The sequence below is a fragment of the Streptomyces sp. URMC 124 genome, from assembly GCF_051386455.1.
Classification (GTDB): Bacteria; Actinomycetota; Actinomycetes; order Streptomycetales; family Streptomycetaceae; genus Streptomyces.
Genome location: NZ_JBPQTS010000047.1, coordinates 21,570 through 43,259, shown reverse-complemented (window position 1 = coordinate 43,259; position 21,690 = coordinate 21,570). Strand labels below are relative to the sequence as shown.

The 21,690-nt window shown below is 74.6% G+C and carries 19 protein-coding genes; 4 read left to right on the top strand and 15 right to left on the bottom strand.

Annotation, left to right across the window (positions count from 1 at the left end):
* Positions 1 to 62: 62 nt before the first annotated feature.
* On the bottom strand, positions 63 to 1,190 hold the full coding sequence (locus ACSNOG_RS12995) for a PucR family transcriptional regulator (protein WP_436752775.1): 1,128 nt from the start codon (positions 1,188 to 1,190) through the stop codon (positions 63 to 65).
* Between the two features lie 354 nt (positions 1,191 to 1,544).
* Between ACSNOG_RS12995 and ACSNOG_RS12990 the strand changes: the two genes are divergently transcribed.
* From ACSNOG_RS12990 to ACSNOG_RS12975, 4 genes are all read left to right on the top strand, one after another.
* Positions 1,545 to 2,276, top strand: coding sequence for a hypothetical protein (locus tag ACSNOG_RS12990; protein ID WP_436752774.1), 732 nt, complete (start codon positions 1,545 to 1,547; stop codon positions 2,274 to 2,276).
* Positions 2,273 to 3,775 carry an NADH-ubiquinone oxidoreductase-F iron-sulfur binding region domain-containing protein gene (locus tag ACSNOG_RS12985; protein WP_436752773.1) on the top strand — a complete coding sequence of 501 codons (1,503 nt, stop codon included), beginning with the start codon at positions 2,273 to 2,275 and terminating at the stop codon, positions 3,773 to 3,775. The genes ACSNOG_RS12990 and ACSNOG_RS12985 overlap by 4 nt, the downstream gene beginning before the upstream one ends.
* A gap of 115 nt (positions 3,776 to 3,890) precedes the next feature.
* Positions 3,891 to 4,907, top strand: coding sequence for an SCO0930 family lipoprotein (locus ACSNOG_RS12980; protein WP_436752772.1), 1,017 nt, complete (start codon positions 3,891 to 3,893; stop codon positions 4,905 to 4,907).
* Positions 4,908 to 5,086: 179 nt separating this feature from the next.
* On the top strand, positions 5,087 to 5,443 hold the full coding sequence (locus ACSNOG_RS12975; protein WP_436752771.1) for a peptidase inhibitor family I36 protein: 357 nt from the start codon (positions 5,087 to 5,089) through the stop codon (positions 5,441 to 5,443).
* 39 nt (positions 5,444 to 5,482) lie between these two features.
* Here the strand turns inward: ACSNOG_RS12975 and ACSNOG_RS12970 are convergent, their stop codons facing one another.
* The 14 genes from ACSNOG_RS12970 to ACSNOG_RS12905 all read right to left on the bottom strand — a co-directional run bounded on the left by ACSNOG_RS12970 (position 5,483) and on the right by ACSNOG_RS12905 (position 21,681).
* Positions 5,483 to 5,683, bottom strand: coding sequence for a hypothetical protein (locus tag ACSNOG_RS12970; protein ID WP_436752770.1), 201 nt, complete (start codon positions 5,681 to 5,683; stop codon positions 5,483 to 5,485).
* A gap of 77 nt (positions 5,684 to 5,760) precedes the next feature.
* The gene (locus ACSNOG_RS12965; protein WP_436752769.1) at positions 5,761 to 6,480 is read right to left on the bottom strand and encodes a hypothetical protein; all 720 of its coding nucleotides are present in this window, start codon (positions 6,478 to 6,480) and stop codon (positions 5,761 to 5,763) included.
* On the bottom strand, positions 6,477 to 7,061 hold the full coding sequence (locus ACSNOG_RS12960) for an RNA polymerase sigma factor (protein ID WP_436752768.1): 585 nt from the start codon (positions 7,059 to 7,061) through the stop codon (positions 6,477 to 6,479). Before ACSNOG_RS12960 ends, ACSNOG_RS12965 begins: the two co-directional genes overlap by 4 nt.
* 261 nt (positions 7,062 to 7,322) lie before the next feature.
* Positions 7,323 to 8,408 carry a polyprenyl synthetase family protein gene (locus ACSNOG_RS12955; RefSeq protein ID WP_436752767.1) on the bottom strand — a complete coding sequence of 362 codons (1,086 nt, stop codon included), beginning with the start codon at positions 8,406 to 8,408 and terminating at the stop codon, positions 7,323 to 7,325.
* A 193-nt stretch (positions 8,409 to 8,601) separates the two neighbouring features.
* Positions 8,602 to 9,843 (bottom strand): ATP-grasp domain-containing protein, encoded by a 1,242-nt coding sequence (locus ACSNOG_RS12950; protein ID WP_436752766.1) that lies wholly within the window; start codon positions 9,841 to 9,843, stop codon positions 8,602 to 8,604.
* Positions 9,844 to 9,846: 3 nt separating this feature from the next.
* A complete protein-coding gene (locus ACSNOG_RS12945) occupies positions 9,847 to 10,344 on the bottom strand; it encodes a flavin reductase family protein (protein ID WP_436752765.1) in 498 nt (165 codons plus the stop codon).
* Complete coding sequence (locus ACSNOG_RS12940) at positions 10,341 to 11,693, bottom strand: LLM class flavin-dependent oxidoreductase (RefSeq protein WP_436752764.1); 1,353 nt, start codon at positions 11,691 to 11,693, stop codon at positions 10,341 to 10,343. Before ACSNOG_RS12940 ends, ACSNOG_RS12945 begins: the two co-directional genes overlap by 4 nt.
* A gap of 110 nt (positions 11,694 to 11,803) precedes the next feature.
* Entirely contained in the window at positions 11,804 to 12,763 is a 960-nt protein-coding gene (locus ACSNOG_RS12935; RefSeq protein WP_436752763.1) for a D-2-hydroxyacid dehydrogenase family protein, read from the bottom strand.
* A gap of 1 nt (position 12,764) precedes the next feature.
* On the bottom strand, positions 12,765 to 13,823 hold the full coding sequence (locus tag ACSNOG_RS12930) for a mandelate racemase/muconate lactonizing enzyme family protein (RefSeq protein ID WP_436752762.1): 1,059 nt from the start codon (positions 13,821 to 13,823) through the stop codon (positions 12,765 to 12,767).
* The gene (locus ACSNOG_RS12925; RefSeq protein ID WP_436752761.1) at positions 13,820 to 15,220 is read right to left on the bottom strand and encodes a DUF6025 family protein; all 1,401 of its coding nucleotides are present in this window, start codon (positions 15,218 to 15,220) and stop codon (positions 13,820 to 13,822) included. The genes ACSNOG_RS12930 and ACSNOG_RS12925 overlap by 4 nt, the downstream gene beginning before the upstream one ends.
* Entirely contained in the window at positions 15,217 to 17,796 is a 2,580-nt protein-coding gene (gene acnA, locus ACSNOG_RS12920) for an aconitate hydratase AcnA (protein ID WP_436752760.1), read from the bottom strand. The genes ACSNOG_RS12925 and acnA overlap by 4 nt, the downstream gene beginning before the upstream one ends.
* Positions 17,793 to 19,067: an MFS transporter gene (locus ACSNOG_RS12915; protein WP_436752759.1), complete on the bottom strand. Its 1,275-nt coding sequence runs from the start codon at positions 19,065 to 19,067 to the stop codon at positions 17,793 to 17,795. Before ACSNOG_RS12915 ends, acnA begins: the two co-directional genes overlap by 4 nt.
* Positions 19,055 to 20,245: an ATP-grasp domain-containing protein gene (locus tag ACSNOG_RS12910; protein ID WP_436752758.1), complete on the bottom strand. Its 1,191-nt coding sequence runs from the start codon at positions 20,243 to 20,245 to the stop codon at positions 19,055 to 19,057. The genes ACSNOG_RS12915 and ACSNOG_RS12910 overlap by 13 nt, the downstream gene beginning before the upstream one ends.
* A complete protein-coding gene (locus ACSNOG_RS12905; RefSeq protein ID WP_436752757.1) occupies positions 20,242 to 21,681 on the bottom strand; it encodes a citrate/2-methylcitrate synthase in 1,440 nt (479 codons plus the stop codon). The genes ACSNOG_RS12910 and ACSNOG_RS12905 overlap by 4 nt, the downstream gene beginning before the upstream one ends.
* Positions 21,682 to 21,690: the final 9 nt, after the last annotated feature.

Sequence of the window (21,690 nt, the reverse complement as noted above, 5' to 3'; positions counted from 1 at the left end):
GCCCCGAACTGCCGGATTCGGGGCCGCCGCGCCACGTCCGGGCCCGGCGGTGCGCGCAGGGCTCACAGGCCGTTGACCCGGGCCCGCCCCGCGGACCCCAGCGGCTGCACCGCCGCGCCCACCGCCCGTACGGTGCCGTGCGCCCGCGAGCGCAGCAGCCGGGCCCGGGCCATCAGCCGCCGGCTGCGCAGGGCCAGCTCCAGTTCGAAGCGGCTGTGCGGCTCGCGCATCGCGGGCCCGAAGAGCTTCTCGATCTGGCGCAGGCGGTAGCGGACGGTCTGCGGGTGCACGTTGAGCGTGCGGGCGGCCTCCGGTGCCCCGCCGCTCTCCAGCCAGGCCAGCAGCGTCACTTCCAGGCGTTCGCTCTGCCGCGGGGTGAGGTCGTCCAGCGGTCGCAGCCACCGTGCCGACAGGGCCCGGGCCAGGGACTCGTCCTGCAGCACGATCAGGTCGGAGAGGTGGTCGTCGACGAACGTGACGCGGCCGCCCGGGCCGGACACCGTGCCCGCGAGGCCCAGCAGCCGCCGCGCCCAGCGCAGGGACGCCGCGGCTTCGGCGACCGGCACGGAGTGGCCCACGACGGCCGGCCGGCCGCCCAGCGCCGCCTCCAGGGCGGCGTCCAGCGCGGGCCGGGACCGCGGGCCGGGGTCGGGGATCAGCAGGCACAGGTCGGCCTCGACCGTGCCCGGCAGGCCCTGGCCGAGCGCCGCGGCCAGCTGGGAGGTCAGCTGCGGGGACGGCTGCGGTGCGAGCTGGGGCGCGGACGGCACGTCGCCGGGGGCCGCGAGGACGACCGCCCGCACCCGGCGGGGCAGCGGCCAGCCGGCCTGGCCCGCGAGTTCGGCCAGTACGCCGGAGGGGACGGACCGGTCGTCGGCGAGGGCGGCGAAGAGGGCCTGGCGCGCGCGGGTGCCGGGCATGGCGGTGACGACGCGGGCGGGTTTTCGCCTCGGCTGCGGTATGCGCCCCGCGGCGGCCTCGGGCCCCAGCCCCAGCGTCAGCAGCAGCGCCTGCTCGACGGCGGTCCGCGTCGCTTCCGGACCGATGCGCTGCGCGGCCGCCGAGAACGCCGGCGCGCTGCGCTGGAGTTCCTCGGCCAGCCGGGCGGCGACCTCGGGGAGTTCCCTTCTCACGGCCCGGGTCCACTCACCGCGCGGCCGCGACCAGATGCGGTTCAGGATTTCGCACATCGTCTACCTCCGGACTTCCGTTCCGGGCGCGAGGGCCGGGAAACCGGAAAATTCCGGCCGGGGCCCTCTCGCCTGAGTGGGCATCATCAGCAGTCGGCGGCCGTCAGGGGGACAGCCGTACGGGAATTTGTCACAGCGCGATAAACCTTATGAAGATCCTGCGGAGATGGACGATGCTTCTGCACATTCGGCCGCCGGGCTTCCCGTGGCCGGCCGGTCACACCGCGTGAATTCAACAAGGGCCCTCCCGGCGGATATCGCCGATGCGAGGGATTTCCGGATTTCTCAGGAACACGGGCGGTCGCCGGAAGATACGGAGACGGCCCGTCGGAGACCCGTATGCACATGTCGCGAATGCAAACACTTCCCCGACCCCGGGCCACCAGGGCGCGGGCCCGAGCGTCAAGGGCACGGGCCCGGCCGCAGCTGCGGCCCTCGGCGCGCCCCGCCCTCCCCGCGGCGATCCTGCTGCTCCTCGCCGTCGCCGCGCGGGCCGGGGTGGCCGAACGGACGCAGGAGTTCCTCGACTTCGGCGCGGGGGTCCTCGCGCTCGTCTCGCTCACCTCCACCGTGCTGTGGGGGCTGGCCGCAACCGACCGGCGGCTGCTGGGCTCGGCCCACCGACTCCTCGCCCAGGGCGTGCACCGCGGGCTGGCCGTGGCCGGGCTCGGCTTTCTCGCCCTGCACATCTGGGTGAAGGTTGCCGAGGACCGTACCAGTACCGCGGCCGCGGCCGTTCCGTTCGCGGACAACACGCAACCTCTGCTCATCGGCCTGGGCACGATGGCGGGTTACCTGTTCGTCGCCGTCGCGGTCAGCGGGGCGGTCCGCAGCGCGTTCAGCAGCGTCGGCAGCTCGCTGCAGTGGCGGGCCCTGCACATGACGGCCTACCCCGCCTGGGGCGCGGCCCTGGTGCACGGACTGCACTCGGGCCGCCCCGCGGCCGGCTGGGCCACCGCGGCCTACGCCCTGTGCCTGGCGGGAGTGGCGGGCGCCCTGGCCCTGCGCCTGCGCTCGCGGCTGCGCGAGGAACGCGCCGAACGCGCGGACCGCGGAAGCCGTGAGAGCCGGGGAGGGGCAGCGTGAACGGGACCGTGCCCGCGCTGGCCACCGTCGGACCGCCCAGGCTCCTGGCGGGCCTGGACGAGACGGCGTGGATGGACCGCGAGACGCACCTGGCCGTCCACGGCCCGGCCCCCGACCTGGACGTGGAGGAACTCGCCGGGCTCGCCGAGGGGATCGGCCTGCGCGGCCGGGGCGGCGCGGGCTTCCTGTTCGCCCGCAAGCTCCGCGCCGTCGCCGCGGCCCAGCGCCGCAAGGGCTCCTCGGCTTCCGTCGTCGTCAACGGCAGCGAGGGCGAGCCGGGCTGTCTGAAGGACACCGCCCTGCTGCTCTACGCCCCGCACCTGGTCCTCGACGGCGCCGTGCTCGCCGCGAAGGCGCTCGGCGCCCAGCGCGTGGCCGTCGGCGTGACGCGCCCCGACGTCGAGCGGTCGCTGAGGCGCGCCATCGCCGAACGCGGGACCTCCGGCCCGCGGGCCGACGTGACCCTGCTGCCCGAACGCTTCGTCACCGGCGAGAGCTCCGCGCTCGTCCGCGGCATCGACGGCGGCCCCGCACTGCCCTCCGGCCGCAGGATCCGCACCAGCGAGAGCGGGCTCGGCGGCTCCCCCACCCTGCTCTCCAACACCGAGACCTTCGCCCAGCTGGCCACCGCGGCACGGCTCGGGGCCACGGACTACGGCGCGTGCGGGCTGCCCACCGAGCCCGGCACCGTCATGCTGACCGTCGCCGGCACCCACGTCGTCGAGACCCCGACCGGCGTGCCCCTGACGTACATCCTCGACCTGTGCCGGACGGCGCCGGGCCAGGGCGTCCTGGTCGGCGGCTACCACGGCAGCTGGCTGCCGGCACAGGCGGCGCGGTCGGCCACCGTCTCCCGCGACTCGCTCGCCGCGGCCGGCGGCGTCCTGGGCGCCGGAGCCGTGCTGCCGCTGCCGGAGACGACCTGCCCGGTGGGCGAAGTGATCCGCACGGCCCGGTGGCTGGCGTCCCAGTCGGCCGGCCAGTGCGGGCCCTGCGCGCTCGGCCTGCCCTCCCTCGCGGACGCCCTGGCCGACGTGGCCGACGGCGGCGGGCAGCGCGCCCTGGACGCGGCCCGCGCGAGGATGTCCGCCGTGGAGCGGCGCGGCGCGTGCGCCCACCCCGACGGCACCGCCCGCTTCGTGGCGTCCGCGCTGACGGTCTTCCACGACGAGTTCGCCGCCCACGCCCTCGGGCACGGCTGCGCCCGCCCCACCCTCGGGGCCCTGCCGCTGCCCGAGGGGCAGGGCCTGCACACGTCCGTGTCGCCGGCCCGTGCCGACGGCTCCGCGGCGCCGCCCGCCGAGCAGCTGCTCGTGGACTGGACGCTGTGCCGCGGGCACGGGTTGTGCGCGGACCTGCTCCCCGGGCTGCTGCGGCTCGGCGCGGACGGCTACCCCGAACGGGCCGTGATGCCCCTGCCCGCGCGGATGCGCGGCCGGGCCCTGCGGGCGGTGCGGCGCTGCCCCGCCCTCGCCCTGCGCATCGCGACCGCCGGCTGAGCGCTTTTCTGTCACCGGATGACAAATTCCCGGCCCCGCTGAGCGTACGGCTCCCCCGCTCCGTATCCCCCCTGCAACGGCGGTCCTCCGCCGGAACACGAACAAAGGACGGTTCATGAACAAGCTGCGTCACGCCTCTCTCGCGGGAGCGGCGATCACGGTCATGATGCTCACCGCGGCCTGCGGCGGCGGTGGTTCGTCCACGAAGGACGACTACGGCAAGGCCCCCGCCGGGAGCTCCTCCAAGATCGGCGAGGGGTACGGGGCCGGCGGCTACGGCTCCGGCGGCTCCTCGCAAACGCAGGCGAAGAACGCCCCCGCCAAGGAGATGACGGTGCGCGAGGCACCCGGGATCGGCTCCGTCGTCGCCGACAGCGCGGGCATGACCCTCTACCGCTTCGACAAGGACACGGCGAAGCCGCCCGCCTCCATGTGCGACGGCGACTGCGCGAAGGCCTGGCCGCCGGTGCCCGCGGGCGACGCGACCGCCGCGTCCGGGATCGGGGCCACCGTCGGGGAGGTCGAGCGCGCCGACGGCACCAAGCAGCTCACGCTCGCGGGCTGGCCCGTCTACCGCTACGCCAAGGACACCGCGCCCGGCGACACCAAGGGGCAGGGCGTGGGCGGCACGTGGAGCGCCTTCGCCCCCGACGGCAAGAAGGCGGGCGCGAAGCAGGAGGAGAAGCCCGCGGAGAAGCCGGAGGAGAAGCCGGAGGACAAGGGGAAGGGCGAGGGGAAGGGCGAGGCGGACGAGAAGCCCGCCGCCGCGGGCGTGTCCGTCTCCGACAACCCCGCCCTCGGCAAGATCCTCGTGGACGGGCAGGGCCGGACCCTGTACCGGTTCGCCAAGGACAGCGCCTGGCCCATGAAGTTCGCGTGCACCGGCACGTGCCTGGAGACGTGGAAGCCCGCGAAGCCCGTGGAGAAGAGCGCGGTGCGCGGCGTGCCCGAGAAGCTGATCACGACCGTCACCCGGCCGGACGGGACGCAGCAGCTGGCGGTCGACTGCTGGCCGGTCTACTGGTTCACGGGTGACAAGAAACCCGGCGACACCGCGGGACAGGGCAAGCAGGGCCTGTGGTTCGCCGTGAACGACCAGGGCAAGAAGGTCACCTCGGCCCCTGCGGCCTGACGCGGGGACAGGCCGGCCCCGGGGCCGGCCTGTCCGGCCCGCACCCTTACCCACCCTCTCGGCACCATAGTCACCCATTTACTCCTTCCGGGTGTACGGGCCCGGAAGTCGCTCTTCTTCCCGCCTCGCGCGCAGGACGCTCTCCCCGTAACCACTCCCTGAGCACATCCGGAGGAAAGATGTCTGCGTTCCGCGCCCGGGCGTCCCTCGTTCTCGCCGCTGCGGCCGCCCTGTGCCTGCCGTTCGCCTCACCGGCCGGCGCCGCCTCGGCCCCGGCCTGCCCCGGAGGGTCCGTCTGCTTCTACAGCGGCGAGAACTTCCACGGCAAGGCCTGGGAGTGGACCGCCAACAGCGGCTACCGCGACCTGCCCCCGTCCCTGCACGACCACGTCGGTTCCTTCGTCGCCTCCACCGACGCCTGCTTCATCGCCTACCAGCCGACCGAGAAGCGCCTGACCCACAACGGCGACTGGCGCTCCGCCTACGCCAAGGACTTCGGCGGCCGGATGGACGGGGTGGCGCCGGGCCACTGCTGACCGGCCCCGCTCCGGGCGGGGCCGGTCACCCGCCGCCCGTCAGCGCCACAGCCACGGGCCGAGGAACTCGGCCGCGGCCGGCAGGGTGCCGCTCAGCAGGGCGCCGGCGATCTGCAGGCAGTGGGCGCGCGCGAACCGGCGGGCGCCGCTGCGCTTCCGCGGCGCCGGGAACAGGCGTCGCCGGGACCGGCGCGGGCGGAGGAAGCGCGGTGGCCGGGGGATGCGAGGTGGTCGGGGCATGGTGCTCCTTCGGTCCGGGTGATGGCACGGCAGTGCCCTGCGGCCCGCACGGGTCCGCAGGGCACGGGCGGCGGAGTTCAGCAGCGGTGGCAGAGGAGTTCGTCGCGTTCGGCCGGGGAGGCGTCGTCGAGGTAGCCCTCGGGGATGGGCACCTGCCCGTGCCCCGAGCCGGTGTTGACCTCGCGGATGTGCTCGCTGACGGCCGGCGGCCAGGAGGCGGTCGCCGGGGCCCCGGCGTCGGGCCGCTCCCAGTCCTCGTCGCACAGGAAGCCGCCGGCGTTCAGCTCGCGGTAGCAGTGGACGGCCTCACCGGGCCGGTCGCGCAGCAGCCCCTCCAGGAAGAGGCAGTAGGCGCTGGTGGCGTCGTCGGCGCCCGCGGCGTACCGCCACCAGAACCGCGCCCCGGCCTCGCAGCCGTTGAGGTAGAGCAGGCATCCCAGGCCACGGGCGCCCACGGGGTCGGTCGGGCGCTCGGCCTCCGCGAACTCCGCCAGCCGCTCGGCCGCACCGGGCGCCTGGGCGACCTGGCTGCACAGCTCCTTCAGGTCGCGGCGCAGGCGCCGCTTGAGCTTCCACAGCGAGGCGAGGGCCTCGTCGTCGACGGACTGCAGGAGCAGGTCGGCCAGCTCCGGCGAGGTGGGCACCAGCCAGTCGTGGGCCGGGCTGCGGGCGGCGAGGGCGCGGCGGCGCTCCACCTGCTCGATCCGGGCCCGCAGCAGGCGGTCGTCCTCGGCGCGCTGCTCGCTGCTGTAAGCGGGGGTGCGGATCTGCGTCCCGCGCAGGATGTCGTCGATCATCCGTGTTGGCCTTTCTCGTGAGCGGGCGGTTCGTCGGCGGGAGCGTCGAGGAGCGCGGCCAGGGCGCTGCGGCCGGCGGCCAGGTGGGAGCGGACGGTGGAGGCGGCAAGGCCCGTGATGTCGGCGATCTCCTCGGGGGTGTAGCCGAGGAAGTAGTGCAGGGAGATGCAGCGGTTCTGCCGCTCGGAGAGCCGGGCCACGGCCCGGTGCACCTCCATGCGCGCGGTGATCTGGTCGACCTCCTCGCTGGGGATGCCGGCGATGGGCTTGACCGTGGGTTCGAAGGCGAGACCGACCGGAACGCAGGGACGGCGGTCGCGTTTTCGGAGTATGTCGGCCACGACGTCGCGGAGGATCTTGAAGGCGAAGGCGTCGGTGCTGGCGCTGGCCAGCGCGTCGTCCCAGCGCAGGTAGAGCTTGAAGAAGGCCTCGTTCGCCGCCTCACGGGCGTCCTCCATCGAATACAGCTTGACGTAGGACCAGTTCACATAGGCGCCCCGTTTGCGCAGGACGAAGGACTCGTACACCACCGAGTGCTGATCCTTGGCGGCCGTGCCCAGCACGGCGTGCCGGGCGCTCACGCCGGCCCCCGCACGTGGTGCTGTTCTGTGCGCCGTGCGAGGGTCGCCCCCCTGCGGCGTCCTGGCGGCGCCGTGCCGTCGAACATCACGTTTCCCTGTTCTCTTTCCCGAAGTGGTCCAGGCCTGCTGCCCCCCAACGACCCGGGAGAGCATCACGCGCTCTCACTTCTCAATGCCGTCCCGGAGGCCCCGTGCGTCCAGTCCTTCGCATAAAAACCTTGACGGAACGTAACTTCGCCCGTGCGAACGGTGTTCGGTCCGTCATGCGGTCCGGGCGGCGGCGCCCCGGGCCAGCTGGCGCAGGGCGCCGAGGGCGGCGGGCGGGAAGGACTCGTGGTCGAGGGCTTCCTCGGCCTGCTCGCAGCGGGACTGGATGAGCCGCTCGACCGTGGCGTGGGCGCCGGTCTCGGCGAAGACGGCCCGGATCCGGTCGGCGCCCCTCTCGTCCAGGTCGGGGTTGCCGAGCAGGGCGTGCAGGGCCCGCCGCTGGGCCCGGTCGGCCCGTTCCAGGGCCAGGGCGACGAGCGTGGTGTGCTTGCCGTCGCGCAGGTCGTCCAGCCGGGACTTGCCGGTGACGGCCGGGTCCCCGTAGACGCCGAGGAGGTCGTCGCGCAGCTGGAAGGCGTCGCCGAGCGGCAGGGCGTACTCGCTGAGCCGCGCGCGGAACGCCCGGCCCGCACCGGCCAGGGCGGCGCCGATGTGCAGAGGGCGTTCGACCGTGTACTTGGCGGTCTTGCAGCGCACGATGGCCAGGGCGTGCGCGGTGCTCGCGGTGGGGCGGCCGGTGGCCAGCAGGTCCAGGCACTGGCCGTACATCACTTCGGTGCGCATCGTGTCCACGACCCGCAGGACGTCGGCGAGGCGGCCGGCGCGCAGTCCGGCGGTGTGCAGGAGTTCGTCGGACCAGACGAGGGCGACGTCACCGATCAGGAGGGCGGCGCTGCTGCCGAGCCGGTCGGCCGCGGCCTCGGTGCGGCCGGTCCGGTGGCGGTCGGCGAAGGCGCGGTGCACGGTGGGCCGTCCGCGGCGGGTGGCGGAGCTGTCCATGAGGTCGTCGTGGACGAGGGCGAAGGCGTGGAACAGCTCCAGCGAGGCCGCCACCCGCAGCGTCGGGGCGGGGGTCCCGTGCCCGCCCGCCGCGTGCCAGCCGATGACGCACAGCAGGGGGCGCAGCCGTTTGCCGCCGGAGAAGAGGAAGTCCCCGAGGAATTCGGTGACCACGGCCGGGTGGCCCTCCGCCGCGGCGGCACGGGCCTTCCTCTCCAGGAACGCGGACAGGACGACGTCGACCTGACTGCGGACTGCGGGCAGGTCGAGCGGCGCGGTCGCGATATCAAGGGTCGACATGAGGCGGTCCCCTCCGCTGTCGCGTCCCAGCGCAAATGTACAACCGGAAGGGCCCGGTTCATCAGGGCGTCCGGGAGTGCGCGGAGCGCTCTACGGCGCAGGCCGGCGCCGCCGGGCGCGGGCGCGCGACCGGCGCCGGGCAACCCCGGCCGGCCCGGCTCCGCCGCGGCCCGGGGGCCGCGGCGGACCGCCCCTACGTCCAGCGTGCGTTCAGGGTCCACCACTGCGCGGCCTCGTTCAGCCGTTCGCCGGCCTCCTCCGCGGTGTCCGCGGTGACCAGGACGCCCGCGGCGGTCTCGCCCAGGTACGTCATCCCCTCGCTCCTCGTCCCCGCGGCGAGGTGAAGGGTCAGCTCGACGCCCGGCACGGGGCAGGGACCGGCCGGAGGGACGAAGACGCCCTTGCCGGCCGGGAAGATGGCCCAGGCGGCCGCCGGGGCGGGAGCCGCGGGCTGTTCGGTGAGGGTGAGCGGCAGGCCGCACTGGGCGCGCAGGCCCTCCTTGGCCAGGTGGACGCCGAAGGCCCGCTCGTAGGCGTCGGCGACGAGCACTCCCCCGGCGCGGCAGGCGATCTCGCAGAGCACGGGCCGTCCGTCGTCGCCGATCCACGCCTCGAGGTGAAAGGCGGTGGTCTGCTCCGGGTGGGGCAGGGCGTCGATGACGGCGGCCGTGAACTCCATGAGGAGGGGGGTGCGTTCGTCGTCCGGTGCGAGCAGCACGCTGCTGAGGCCGGTCGCGTCCTTCAGGTGCTCCGCGACGCCGCTGCTGTACTGGGACGGCCAGCAGTGCACGATGGCGCCGTCCCGCATGATGCCGTCGACGTGGAAGAAGGGCGCGCGGACGAAGGCCTCCGCCATCCACCGGCCGGGCAGGAACGGTTCCTCGCGGTCCGCCGGACGGCCGGCGGCGTCGAGGAAGGCGGCCAGGTCCTCCTCGGAGTGCAGCATGGCGACGCCCTCGGCGCCCGCGCCGAAGCGCGGTTTGACGACGAGCGGGTAGCCGTGGGCGTCGATGAAGTCCAGCAGGTCCATCGCGTCGTCGACCGGCGCGAAGGCGGGGACCGTCACGCCGGCGTCGCGGGCGAGCCGCTTCATGACGGCCTTGTCCCGGTAGGCGAGCGCGGAGGCGGTGTGCTGGCCGGGCAGGCCCAGCCGCTCGCGCAGCCGGGCGGCCCGGATGACGTCGTCCTCGCTGGTGCTGGCGACGAGGCCGACGCCGAAGGAGCGGGCGGCCGCCTCCGCCGCCCGGTCGGCCGCCCACGAGTCGTAGGAGTCGACGAGTTCGTGGCCCAGGAAGTGCTGCTCGACGACGTCTTCGGCGCCCTCGACGGCGGTGCGCGGGGTCACCAGGACGACGTTGCCGGCCGTGGCGCCGAGCCACTCCTGCAGGGGGCGCTTGCCGAGGGAACGGCGGGAGAAGAGGAGGACTTTGTGCACGGGTCAGATCCTTGCGGGTGTGGTGGAGCCGACGGCGCGCAGGGCGCCGTGCAGGTGGACCAGGCCGTCGGCGGGCTCGCCGTGCTCGGCGTGCTCGACGGCGGCCACGACCAGGTGGTGGTCGCCCACGCGCACCACCTCGCGCCGGGAGCAGACGAGCCGCGCCGGGCAGCCCTCCAGGAGCGGCACGCCGTGGGGGCCGGTGCTCCAGCGCGTGGGCGGCGCGAACCGGTCGGCGCCCTTGGCGGCGAACCGCTGCGCCAGCTCGATCTGGCCGGCCCCGAGGGTCTGGATGCCGAACCAGTGCGCGTCCTTCATGCGCGCCCACGTGGACGAGGTGCCGGCCAGGGCGAAGGAGACCAGGGCGGGTTCGGCGCTGAGGGAGGTGAAGGAGGTGATGGTCACCCCCACGGGCCCGGCGGGGGTGGCCGCCGTGAGGACGGCCACGCCGGAGGCGTGGGCCCGCAGCACCGAGCGCAGGGTGGACGCGTCGACGGTCACGCGCCCGCCCCGGTGGGTGCGAAGGCGGGGCGCTGCAGGCCGAGGTGGTCGCGCAGCGTGGTGCCCTCGTACTCGGTGCGGAACAGCCCGCGGCGCTGCAGCTCGGGGACGACGAGGTCCACGATGTCGTCGAGGCCGTCCGGGAGGTAGCCGGGCATGACGTTGAAGCCGTCGGCTCCGCCCTGGGTGAACCAGGACTCCAGCTCGTCGGCGATGGTCTCCGGCGTGCCGAGGAGGAACCGGTGGCCGCGGCCGCCGGAGACGGAGAGGAACAGCTCCCGGATGGTCAGGCCCTGGCTGCGGGCCTGCTCGTAGACGAGCTGCTGCCGGCTGGTGCTGCCCTCGGTGGGCGGGAGTTCGGGCAGCGGGCCGTCCAGCGGGAGGTGGGAGATGTCGACGTCGCCGAGGAGGCCGGTGAGCAGCCCGAGCCCGACGACGGGGTCGACGAGGTCCTGCAGGACGGCGTACTTGTCCTCGGCCTCGGCCCGCGTGCGGCCGGCCACGACGAAGACGCCGGGGAGGACCTTGACGTCGTCGGGGTTGCGGCCGTGCCCGGCCACCCGGTCCTTGACGTCCTTGTAGAAGAGCTGGGCCTGGTCGAGGGTCTGCTGCGCGGTGAAGACGACCTCGGCCCAGCGGGCCGCGAAGTCCATGCCGTCGCCGGAGGACCCGGCCTGCACGATGACGGGCCGGCCCTGCGGGGAGCGGGCGAGGTTGAGGGGGCCGCGGACCTGGAAGTGCTCGCCCTTGTGACCGAGGATGTGGAGCTTGGCCGGGTCGAAGTAGCGGCCGGACTCCTTGTCGTAGAGGAACGCGTCGTCCTCCCAGGAGTCCCACAGGCCGGTGACGACCTCCATGAACTCCCGTGCCCGGTGGTAGCGCGCGGCGTGCGCGGGCTGCCGGTCCAGGTTGAAGTTCTGCGCTTCGGCGTCGGTCACGGAGGTGACGACGTTCCAGCCGGCGCGCCCGGCGCTGAGGTGGTCGAGGGAGGAGAACTTCCGCGCGATGTTGAAGGGCTCGTTGTACGTGGTCGACGCGGTCGCCGCGAGTCCGATGTGCGTGGTGTGCACGGCGAGGGCCGACAGCAGGGTGAGCGGCTCGAAGTGGACCATGCGGCCCTGGCGGCTGAGCTCGTCGGCGTCCTTGTAGTGCGTGCGCACGCCGGCACCGTCGGAGAGGAAGACCATGTCGAACTTGCCGCGTTCGGCGGTCCGCACCAGGGAACGGTAGTAGGCGAAGTCGAGGCCCCCGTCCGGGCGGGCGTTGGGGTGCCGCCAGGCGGCGACGTGGTGTCCGGGCGCCGGGAGGAAGGCACCGAGTTTCATCGTGCGACGAGTCGTGCTGCTCACAGAAGTGCTCCGGTGGGACAGGTGGGGCGAGGGACAGGTGGGACGGGTGGGCTGCGTCTCCGGACGGGTTCCGTCTGCGGGCGGGTTCCGTCTCCGGGCGGGGCCGCGTCTCAGCCGAGGCGGCGGACCGGCGAACCCGCCAGGAACGCCCGGATGTCCTCGACGGCGTGGCCGTAGTAGGTCGCGTAGTTGCTGCGGGAGACGTAGCCGAGGTGCGGGGTGGCGAGCAAGCGGGGCGCGCTGCGCATCGGGTGGTCCTCCGGCAGCGGCTCGACGTCGAAGACGTCGACGCCGGCGCCCGCGATGGTCCCGGCGTGCAGCGCCGCGACGAGCGCGTCCTGGTCGACGATGGCCGCCCGCGAGGTGTTGACCAGGTAGCCGGTGGGGCGCATCAGACCGAGCTCCGCGGCGCCGAGCAGGCCCCGGGTGCGGTCGCTGAGCGCCAGGTGGACGGAGACGAAGTCGCTGGTCTCCAGCAGCTCCTCCTTGGAGGCCGCGAGGCCGGTGCCGACCTCGTCCGCCCGCTCCTTGGTGAGGTTCTGGCTCCAGGCCACGACGTCCATGCCGAAGGCGAGGCCCACCTGGGCGACCCGGCTGCCGATCTTCCCCAGGCCGAGCAGGCCGAGGCGGCGGCCGTGCAGGTCGGCGCCGACGGTGGACTGCCAGGGGCCGCCGAGGCGCAGCGCGGTGGCCTCGGGGACGATGCCGCGGGCGAGGCCCAGGAGCAGGGCCCAGGTCAGCTCGACGGGCGGGGTGGAGGAGCTGGCGGTGCCGCACACGGTGACGCCGTGCCGCTCGGCGGCGGCGTAGTCGATGACGGAGTTGCGCATGCCGGAGGCGACGAGCAGCTTCAGCCGGGGCAGGCGGGCCAGGAGGGAGGCCGGGAAGGGGACGCGCTCGCGGAGGGTGACGACGATGTCGAAGTCCGCGAGGGCGGCGGCGAGGGCGTCCTCGGTGGCGAAGTGCTCGGGGAAGGAGACGACGTCGACGTCGTCGGTGACGGGCGACCAGTCGGCGACGGTGGTCGCGACGGACTGGAAGTCGTCGAGCACGGCGCAGCGGAGTTTCATGTCAGCTCTCTCCATCGGTGGTGTCTGTTGCGGTCACGCCGAGGCCGGGGCCGTCGGGCATCAGGAGCGTCCCCTCGTCGATCCGCAGGCCGCGGAAGGGGTCGTCGGCGAGGTCGACGTGGCCGTCCAGGTCGAGGTGGTCGGCCAGGGGGGCGAGCTGGGCCATGGCGGTGACGCCGAGGGCGCTCTCGGTCTTGCAGCCGAGCATCACCTTCAGCCCCGCCCTGCGGGCGAGGACGGCGGTTTCGTGGGCGCGCCGCAAGCCGCCGCACTTGGTCAGCTTGATGTTGACGGCGGAGGCGCAGCCGCGCAGCCGCAGGACGTCCTCGGGGCCCGTGCAGTCCTCGTCGGCGACGACGGGCAGGGGGGCGTTCTCGTGGACGTAGCGCAGGAGGTCGGCCGGGCCGGGCGGGACGGGCTGTTCGAGGAGTTCCACGCCGTGCCGGTCGAGTTCGCGGGCGACCTCGACGGCGCGGCCGGGCGTCCAGGAGCCGTTGCCGTCGACCCAGATGCGCCCGTCGTAGACCTCGCGCAGGATCCCGGCCCGGCTGCCGTCGTCCTGGGGGGTGAGCTTGAGCTTGAGGACGGGCCAGTGGGCCAGGGCCCGGCCGCGGCGGATGAGTTCCTCGTCGGAGCCGGCGCCGATGGACAGGGCCGTCGGGGCGAGGGGCCGGCCCGCGAGGCCGAGCAGGGCGTGCAGCGGCAGGCCGGCGCGTTTGCCGAGGAGGTCGTGGAGGGCCATGTCGACGGCGGCGGTGACGGCCGGGCGGATGCCGGCCGCGTGCAGCCGGTCGAGGGTGCGGGCGAGGGCGAGCGGGGAGGCGTCCGCGAGCAGCGGCAGGCAGGCGTCGAGCTCGCCGGGGCGGGTCGCGAGGGCGGTGCCGTATCCGGTCAGCCCCTCCCAGTGCAGGACGAGCACCTCTTGCTGTACGTGGGTGGTCACGCCGGTGTTGCTGGAGAACGGCTCCGCGAGAGCGGCGCGCAGGGTGTGGTGCTCGGCCTTCACGGGCCCGCCCACGGCCCCGCTCACGGGCCGGCTCGTGCTGCGGCTGCGGCTCATGCGTTGATCACCTCCTCGAAGGCCGCCACGACCGCCGAGGCCTGGCGGAAGGTGAGGTCGCGGAAGCCTTCGGGCTCGACGGGGACGGACGGCTCGCGCGGGACGCCGTCGTGCGGGACGCCGCTGCCGTCGCGGAACCGGCCGCGCAGGTACGCGGAGAAGCCCTCGCCGTGCTCCTGCAGCCAGCCGGTCGCGGTGGCGTAGGCGGCGTCGGGCCGGGCGGCGCCGACCGTGCGCAGGAGCATGGCCATCAGGTCGGCGTCGCGCGGGTCCGTGCCGGCCGGGCAGAGCATGAAGACGGGCGCCGGCAGCAGCACCACGCACAGCGGCCGGGCCTCGGGGAAGGAGCGCATCAGGCTGGAGGCGATGGCGCGCATCCCGCGGACGGTGGCCTTGCGGGTGAAGTAGCCGCCTCGCCGGGGCGGGCAGCCGGCCATCGCCCGCGCGCCCCAGTGCAGGTGGGTGACGAACGGGTCCGTGTCGCGGCCCGCGGGCCCGTCGGGCAGGTGGGTGCCGAAGAGTCCGGTCAGGACGCTGGTGAGCAGGTGGGAGACGACAGGCAGGACGGGCGGCAGCGCGCCGAGCCGGTCCTGGAAGTCCTGCGGGCCGGTCAGGGCGCGGAAGGGTTCCAGGGCCGCTTCGGCGAGGGCGCGGGCCGAGCCGTAGCGGTGGCCGGCGAGCACCAGGCCGCGGCCGTCGGGCCGGATCTCGCAGCGGGAGACCTCTCCGTCGAGCCGGACGGCGTGGCTGATGAGCTCCCCGAAGGCGCGCCGCGGACCCGGGCCGGCTGCCGCCTCCTCCAGCAGGAGGGTCAGCATGGCGGTGAACGCCTCGGCGTTCGCGACGATCGAGGAGGCTTCCAGTGCGAAGCGGTACCCGGCGATGGTGTGCATGCGGCGCCAGTGCACGTCCACCAGCGGGACGAGGCCGCCCTCGTGCTCGGTGCTGACGAGCGGGCAGAACAGCGGGCGGCTGCGGTCGCGGCGCACGAGCGCCCGGCCGTCCCAGGTGTACAGCGGCAGGACGCTCCGGCTGCCGCGGTCGACGACGGACCCGGGCAGGTAGACGGCGTCGCCCCCGGCGGGGCCCGTGCCGTCGGGCTCGGTCTCGGTCTGCGTGAAGCCGTAGATGAGCGGGTAGCCGTGGCCCTGCCCGCAGATGGCGGTGTTGAAGTCCATCGGGCCGGAGCGCCCGAGGGCGATGTCCTCCCAGTTGCCGAGGTGCCCGGTGCGCGGGGGCAGCAGGGCGTCGTCCTCGTGGATCAGGTCCAGGAGGGTGCCGACGGGCACGTCGCGCGTGCCGAGGTGGACGGGGGCGAAGGACTGCGTCCGGTCGGCGAGCGCGTCGGCGCGGGCGGCGTCGAGCAGGTCCAGCCCGGCGAGGATGTCCCGGCTCATGCCGCTTCCCCGCCGTCCTCCTGCGCGGCGGCCGCCAGCCGGCCGAGCAGGTGGGGCAGGGTGCCGCCCGCGAGGAGGACGTCCCATTCCCCCGTCGTGTGCACGTCGGCGCGGGCGGTGAACGTGACGCCGCCGGCCACGACGCGCACCGTGCCCCTCTCGCGCATGGTCTCCAGGCCCTCCAGCGTGAACTCCTCGTGGCCGGTGAGGCCGAGCGCGGCCCAGCCGCTGCCGTCCGGCAGGAGCAGCGGGAGGATGCCCATGGCGCAGAGGTTGGCCCGGTGGATGCGTTCGAAGCTCTCGGCGAGGACGGCGCGGACGCCCAGCAGCCAGGGGCCCTTGGCCGCCCAGTCGCGGGAGGAGCCCTTGCCGTAGTTCTTCCCGGCGAGCACGATCAGCGGGGTGCCTTCGGCTTCGTAGCGGCGGGCCGCCTCGTGGACGGGCAGCCGTTCGCCGCCGGGGAGGTGGAGCGTGGTGCCGCCGCTGCCGCCGGGCCCGGTCAGGGCGTTGTGCAGGCGCGGGTTGGAGAAGGTGCCCCGGGCCATGACCTCGTGGTTGCCGCGGCGGGAGCCGTAGGAGTTGAAGTCCGTCACGCCCCGCTCGCGCAGGTGGACACCGGCGGGCGAGTCCTTCGGGATGGCGCCGACCGGGGAGATGTGGTCGGTGCTGACGTCGTCGCCGAGGGCGAGCAGGGCGCGGGCGGCGCGCACCGGTGCGTCGGCGGGCCGGGCCGCCCCGACGAAGGCGGGGGGCCGGATGTAGGTGGAGTCCTCGTCCCAGGGGAAGACCGGGCCCTCGGGTGCGGTGATCGCGTCCCAGCCGGGGTCGTCGCCGTCCGCGGCGGCGAAGAGCGCGGGGGTGAGGAATTCGGCTTCGAGCGCGGCCAGTTCGGCGCCGGTGGGCCAGAGGTCGGCCAGCAGGACGGGCTCGCCGTCGCTGCCGGTGCCCAGCGGTTCGCGCTCCAGGTCGGTGCGGACGGACCCGGCGAGGGCGAGGGCGACGACCAGCGCGGGCGAGGCGAGGTAGCCCGCGCGGACCTGGCCGTGGACGCGTGCCTCGAAGTTGCGGTTGCCGCTGAGGACCGCGGCGACGTTCAGGCCGTGCGCGTCGACGGTCTCGCCGACGCCGTCGGCCAGGGGGCCGCTGCCGCCGTTGCAGGTCATGCACCCGTAGCCCGTGACGTGGAAGCCCAGCTTCTCCAGGTACGGCAGCAGGCCGGCGTCCTCCAGGTAGCGGGTGACGGCGCGGGAGCCGGGCGACAGGCTCGTCTTCACCCGGTCCGGGACGGTCAGGCCGCGCTCGACGGCCCGCCGGGCCAGGAGCCCGGCGGCCAGCATGGCCTTCGGGTTGGACGTGCTGGTGCAGGAGGTGATGGCGGCGATCACGACGTCGCCGTCGCTCAGGCCGTTCGCGGTGCGCACCGGCCCGCCGTGGAACCGGGCGAAGGAAGCGGGGAGTTCGGGGACGGCGATGCGCTGGTCGGGCTGGCTCGGTCCGGCCAGGCTCGGCCGCACGGCGCCGAGGTCGAAGTCGACGACGCGGCCGAAGCGCGGCTCGGGGCTCCCGCCGCCCTCCTCCCGCAGCAGGTGCTGGTGACGGCAGTACGCCTCGGCCAGGCGGACGTCCTCGTCGCGGCGCCCGGTCTGCCGCAGGTAGCGCAGGGTCTCGGCGTCGACGGGGAAGTACGCCGCCATCGCGCCGTACTCCGGGGCCATGTTGGCGACGGTGCACCGGTCGGCGGCGGAGAGCGCGTCGGTGCCGGGGCCGGTGAACTCCACCAGCAGGCCGCGCACGTTCTCCTCGCGCAGCCGCCGGGTGAGGGTCAGCACGACGTCGGTGGGCGAGACGCCGGGGCGGACCGCACCGGTGAGCCGGACCCCCACGATCGCGGGGATGCGGATCGGCTGGGCGAGGCCGAGCATCAGGGCCTCGGCCTCCAGGCCGCCCACGCCCCAGCCCAGCACGCCCAGCCCGTTGACCATGGTGGTGTGGCTGTCGGTGCCGATGACGGTGTCCGGGAAGAGCAGGCCGTCGGGACCGGAGGCGACGACGGTGGCGAGCTGCTCCAGGTTCACCTGGTGGACGATGCCGCGGCCCGGCGGGATCACCCGCACGCCGTCGAAGGCGCTCCGCGCCCACTTCAGGAAGGCGTAGCGCTCGGCGTTGCGTGCGTGTTCGAGCGCTTCGTTACGGGCCCGGGCGTCCGGCCGGCCCGCCCAGTCGGTCTGGACCGAGTGGTCGACGACCACGTCGACGGGCAGCACCGGGTTGACCCGCTCGGGCCGGTCCACGCGGCTGCGCAGCGCCGCCAGGTCGACCAGCAGCGGGATGCCGGTGTAGTCCTGCACGAGGATGCGGGCGGGCGGGAACGCCATCTCCAGGCCGGGCTCCTCGCCCGCGGCCAGCCGTTCCGCGAGGAGGGCCGCCTTCCCGGGCTCGCCCGCGCGCAGCAGCGCCTCCAGCAGGACGCGTCCGGTGTACGGCACGGCCGCGAGGTCCGTGCCGTGTCCGGCGGCGAACCGCGGCAGGCTGTACAGCCGTGCGTCGCGTCCCGCGAGCTGCTCCCGGGTGATCACGTGGCAGTCACTTCCTTCTCGTCTCCCGACGTCTCGTTACGTGTCGTGCCGTCCTGCCGTGCCGCGCCGTCCTCGCCTGGCGTCTGCCGGTCCCCCGCGACGGCCCCCGCCAGCAGCACGTACGCCGCGACGACGACCGCTCCGGCCAGCAGGGCGAAGCCCAGCGACCGCTGTTCCAGGCGGGAGACGAGCGGCACCAGGGCCGCCGAGACCCCCGCCGTGACCAGGTTGCGGGCGGTGCCGATCCGGCCGCGCACGGCCTTGCCCGCCCTGAGCTGCAGAGCGGTGGTCACCGTCGTCCAGGAGACGGTGTTGCAGGCGCCCAGGGCGAGCGCCAAGGCGATCACGGCGGGGCCGCCCGGCCCGGCCGCGAGGGCCGCGAAGCACAGGGCCTGCCCCGCGAGCCCGGCCCTGACCGCGCCCTTGGGCCCCAGCTTCGCTTCGAGGGGGCCGAGGACGGGTGCGGCGCAGATCGCGCCGACGGCGAAGGCGCAGTCCATGGCCGACAGCCAGTAGGCGCTGCCGCCGAAGTGCCGTGCGACGACGGCGAACAGCAGCAGGTTGAACAGCACCACGGCAATGTTGTCCGCGGTGCCCAGCAGGAGGTGGCGGGCGAAGCCCCGCTCCGTGCGCAGCAGGGCGACGACGGGGCCCCAGCCTGCCGAGGCACCCTTTCCCGCCGCGGGGTCCGACTCGGGCCGGGGCATCCGCGCGGCGGCGATGGCCAGGCCCGACAGCAGGAAGCCGGCGCCGGTCACCAGGAAGCACGCCGAGGCGCCCCAGGCCTGGATGATCACCCCGGCGACGGCGGCCCCGAGCAGCGCCCCGCCCTGCTGGGCGATGTTCGAGTAGGCGTTGAAGGTGCCCAGTGCCGCGGCGGGCACGGCGGAGGGCGCCATCGAGAACATCGCGCCGCGGTAGAACGGCTGCCCTGCCTTGATGCACAGCGACATCGCCATGATCCAGCCCAGCGGGCCGGGTCCGGAGAGCATGACACACCCGATGGCGACGAGCGCGGTTCCGCGGGCGAGCTCGATCGCGGTGCAGATGCGCCGCGGGTCGCCGCGGTCCACCCACGGCCCGGCCACCAGGGGGACCGTGAAGGTGAGGATCTGTTCGACGATCAGGACGATGCCGAAGGCGGCGATCGAGCCGGTCTCGTCGTAGAGCAGCTTTCCCGCCGCCAGGGTCTGCATGCCGCCGCCGAGGCTGGTGGCGAGGGTGCCGCCGAGCAGCATGGCGCCGGGCCGGCCGAGCTTCACCCCGCGCATGCCACCACGAACCTCAGCTTCCCGGCCGCCGCCCGGCTGCGCTCGACGGCTTCCTCGCTCGTCGCGCCGGTGGCGATGACGCAGGCGGCCCTGCCCTGGCTGGTGAGCGGTGCCCCGAACGTCGCGCCCGGCTCCCGGAGCTGCTCGACGGTGACGACGCCGGGCATCGCGGCGGCCTCCTCGGTGCCCTCCGTGCGCTCCAGGACGCCGGTGGCGGCGGGCGTGGCGAAGGTGATTGCCGCCGCACGGAAGGCCTCGGTGAACAGCCCGGGCACGACCGGCTCCCCCGCCACCTGGCGGACCCAGGCGGTGTCGAGGTCGAGGCCCAGGGCGAGTTCGACGAGTTCGACGATGTGGTCGCCGCCGAGCCGGAGGTGGGTCTCGACGACGCGCAGCCCGCCCGCCGTGGCGATGACCTCGGTGTGCGTGGGCCCGTCCGTCACGCCCAGGGCGTCCAGGACCCGCGGGACGAACGCGTCGACGGCGGCCCGCATCCCGTCGTCCACGGGCGCGGGCACGCAGTGGCCGGTCTCCACCCGGGTGGCCTCGTCGGTGAACTTCTGGGTCACGCAGACGACGCGGTGCTCCCCCTTCTCGGAGAGCGCCTCGACGCTGTATTCCCGGCCGTCGAGGAAGCCCTCGGCGAGCATCCGGTAGCCCTCGGGCAGCCGGGCGGGGACGTCGGCGGCCGAGCGGACGACGGTGACGGCGGCGCTGCCGCTGCCGTCGACCGGCTTGACCACCAGCGGATAGCCGTGTTCCGCCGCGAAGGCCGTGACGTCGTCGCGCCCGCCGATCTCGCGCGCCGGCGTGGGATCGACCCCGGCCTTCCGGAGCGCGTCGCGCATCAGGTGCTTGTTGCGGGTGGCGCGGACGGTCTCCAGCGCGTGGTACGGCAGGCCGAGCGCGCCGGCGATCACGGCGGCGTACTCCTGCGTCTCCTCGTTGAACCCGCCGATGGCGTCGACCGGGTCGTGCTCGTGCACCATGCGGGCGGCGGCGACCCACTCGGCCACTCCGGCGGTGTCGGGCAGGGCGACGATCCGCTCGTACATGGACAGGTCCCGCTGGGTGCGCACCCGGGACAGCTCGGCGACGACGCTCAGGCGCAGGCCCAGGCGGTGGGCCTTGGCGTGCATCTGCCGGGAGCGGCCGATGCACAGCAGGTGGCGGCTCATGCGGCGCCTCCCTCGTAGCGGCGCGAGCGGGGGCCGTCGTAGCTGAGGAGGGGGCGGATGAGCACGTTGTTGGCGTGCTGTTCGAGCACTTGGGCGACCCAGCCGGCGGTGCGGCCGACGACGAAGAGGGGCACGGCCAGGTCGTCGGGCAGGCCGAGCAGCCGGTAGGCGAGCCCCGCGTACAGGTCGACGTTGGGGGCGACGCCGCGCCGGGCGTAGGGGCCCATCGCGGCGGCGACCGCGTCGAGGACGTCCAGACCGCGGGTGTCGCCGCGCTCCGCGCTGAGCTCGGCGACGGTGGCGCGCAGGTGGCGCACGCGCGGGTCCTCGGTGCGGTAGACGCGGTGGCCGAAGCCCATGACGGGCTCGCCGCGGCCGTGCAGCTCCGCCACGTAGGCCGCGGCGTGCGCGGGGTCGCCGACGTCGTCGATGAGGCGGACGACGCGCTCGGCCGCACCGCCGTGCACCGAGCCGCCGAACGTCGCCACGGCGGCGGTGAGGGCGGCGTTCATCCCGGCCCGGGCCCCGGTGGCCACGCGGGCGGCGAACGCGGAGGCGTTGGAGCTGTGGTCGGCGTGGACGATCAGCCCCTTGTTCATGAAGCGGACCGCCGCCGGGGTGGGCGCCGTGCCCAGGAGCAGCGTCAGGAACGCCTCGACGGCGGGCACGTCCCCGGCCGGGACGACGGGCTCGCGGCCCTCGCGGACGGCGTGGTGGGCCGCGACCAGCATGGGGACGCGGGCCAGCAGCGTGATGCCCGCGTCGAGCGCCTCCTCGTACGTCTCGTCCGCGGCCGCGTCGCGCCGGGGCCCGTAGGCGGCGAGGGCGGGAAGGCAGGCGAGCAGGGCGTCCATGGGGTGGGCGTGGGCGAGCGAGCGGACGAGGGCGAGCACCTCTGGCGGCAGGGCGCGGCGGGCGCACAGCTCCTTCTCGAACGCTTCGCGGGTGTGCGCGTCCGGCAGCTCGCCGTGGACGAGGAGGTGGGCGACCTCCGTGTACGAGGCGTGCTCGGCGAGGTCGTGGATGCTGTAGCCGCGGTACTCGAGGACGCCCTCGGCACCGTCGATGCGGGTGATGGCGGAGTGGTCGAAGCTGACGCCTTCGAGCCCGCGGTGGACGGCCTTTTCGGCCTGCGCCGCGGTTACGGACGGCGCGGCGGGCTTCTCGTCGTCCGCGGCCCCGGCCGCCGGGGCTGCGCTTGCGGCGGGGGCCGGGCCCGCGTGGTCGGCGGCGAAGGCGCGGATCGCGGCCACCGTCCGCAGTTCCAGGGTGAGTTCGTCGTCCACGGGGGTGCCGTACGCGTTCTCCAGGGCCATCATCAGCGTCACGTGCCCCAGGGAGTCCCACTCCCGGACGGACTGGTACTCCAGGTCGTCGGTGATCCTGCCTTCGTCGATCCTGAGGGTGTGCGCGATCAGCTGGTCGACGCTGTTCATCTTCTTCTC

What these genes read in the sequence shown, in the direction of transcription:
- ACSNOG_RS12995 (WP_436752775.1), bottom strand. Translation starts at nt 1,190, where the DNA reads ATGTGCGAAATCCTGAACCGCATCTGGTCGCGGCCGCGCGGTGAGTGG.
- ACSNOG_RS12990 (WP_436752774.1), top strand. Translation starts at nt 1,545, where the DNA reads ATGCAAACACTTCCCCGACCCCGGGCCACCAGGGCGCGGGCCCGAGCG.
- ACSNOG_RS12980 (WP_436752772.1), top strand. Translation starts at nt 3,891, where the DNA reads ATGAACAAGCTGCGTCACGCCTCTCTCGCGGGAGCGGCGATCACGGTC.
- ACSNOG_RS12975 (WP_436752771.1), top strand. Translation starts at nt 5,087, where the DNA reads ATGTCTGCGTTCCGCGCCCGGGCGTCCCTCGTTCTCGCCGCTGCGGCC.
- ACSNOG_RS12970 (WP_436752770.1), bottom strand. Translation starts at nt 5,683, where the DNA reads ATGCCCCGACCACCTCGCATCCCCCGGCCACCGCGCTTCCTCCGCCCG.
- ACSNOG_RS12965 (WP_436752769.1), bottom strand. Translation starts at nt 6,480, where the DNA reads ATGATCGACGACATCCTGCGCGGGACGCAGATCCGCACCCCCGCTTAC.
- ACSNOG_RS12955 (WP_436752767.1), bottom strand. Translation starts at nt 8,408, where the DNA reads ATGTCGACCCTTGATATCGCGACCGCGCCGCTCGACCTGCCCGCAGTC.
- ACSNOG_RS12935 (WP_436752763.1), bottom strand. Translation starts at nt 12,763, where the DNA reads ATGAAACTCCGCTGCGCCGTGCTCGACGACTTCCAGTCCGTCGCGACC.
- ACSNOG_RS12930 (WP_436752762.1), bottom strand. Translation starts at nt 13,823, where the DNA reads ATGAGCCGCAGCCGCAGCACGAGCCGGCCCGTGAGCGGGGCCGTGGGC.
- ACSNOG_RS12925 (WP_436752761.1), bottom strand. Translation starts at nt 15,220, where the DNA reads ATGAGCCGGGACATCCTCGCCGGGCTGGACCTGCTCGACGCCGCCCGC.
- ACSNOG_RS12915 (WP_436752759.1), bottom strand. Translation starts at nt 19,067, where the DNA reads ATGCGCGGGGTGAAGCTCGGCCGGCCCGGCGCCATGCTGCTCGGCGGC.
- ACSNOG_RS12910 (WP_436752758.1), bottom strand. Translation starts at nt 20,245, where the DNA reads ATGAGCCGCCACCTGCTGTGCATCGGCCGCTCCCGGCAGATGCACGCC.
- ACSNOG_RS12905 (WP_436752757.1), bottom strand. Translation starts at nt 21,681, where the DNA reads ATGAACAGCGTCGACCAGCTGATCGCGCACACCCTCAGGATCGACGAA.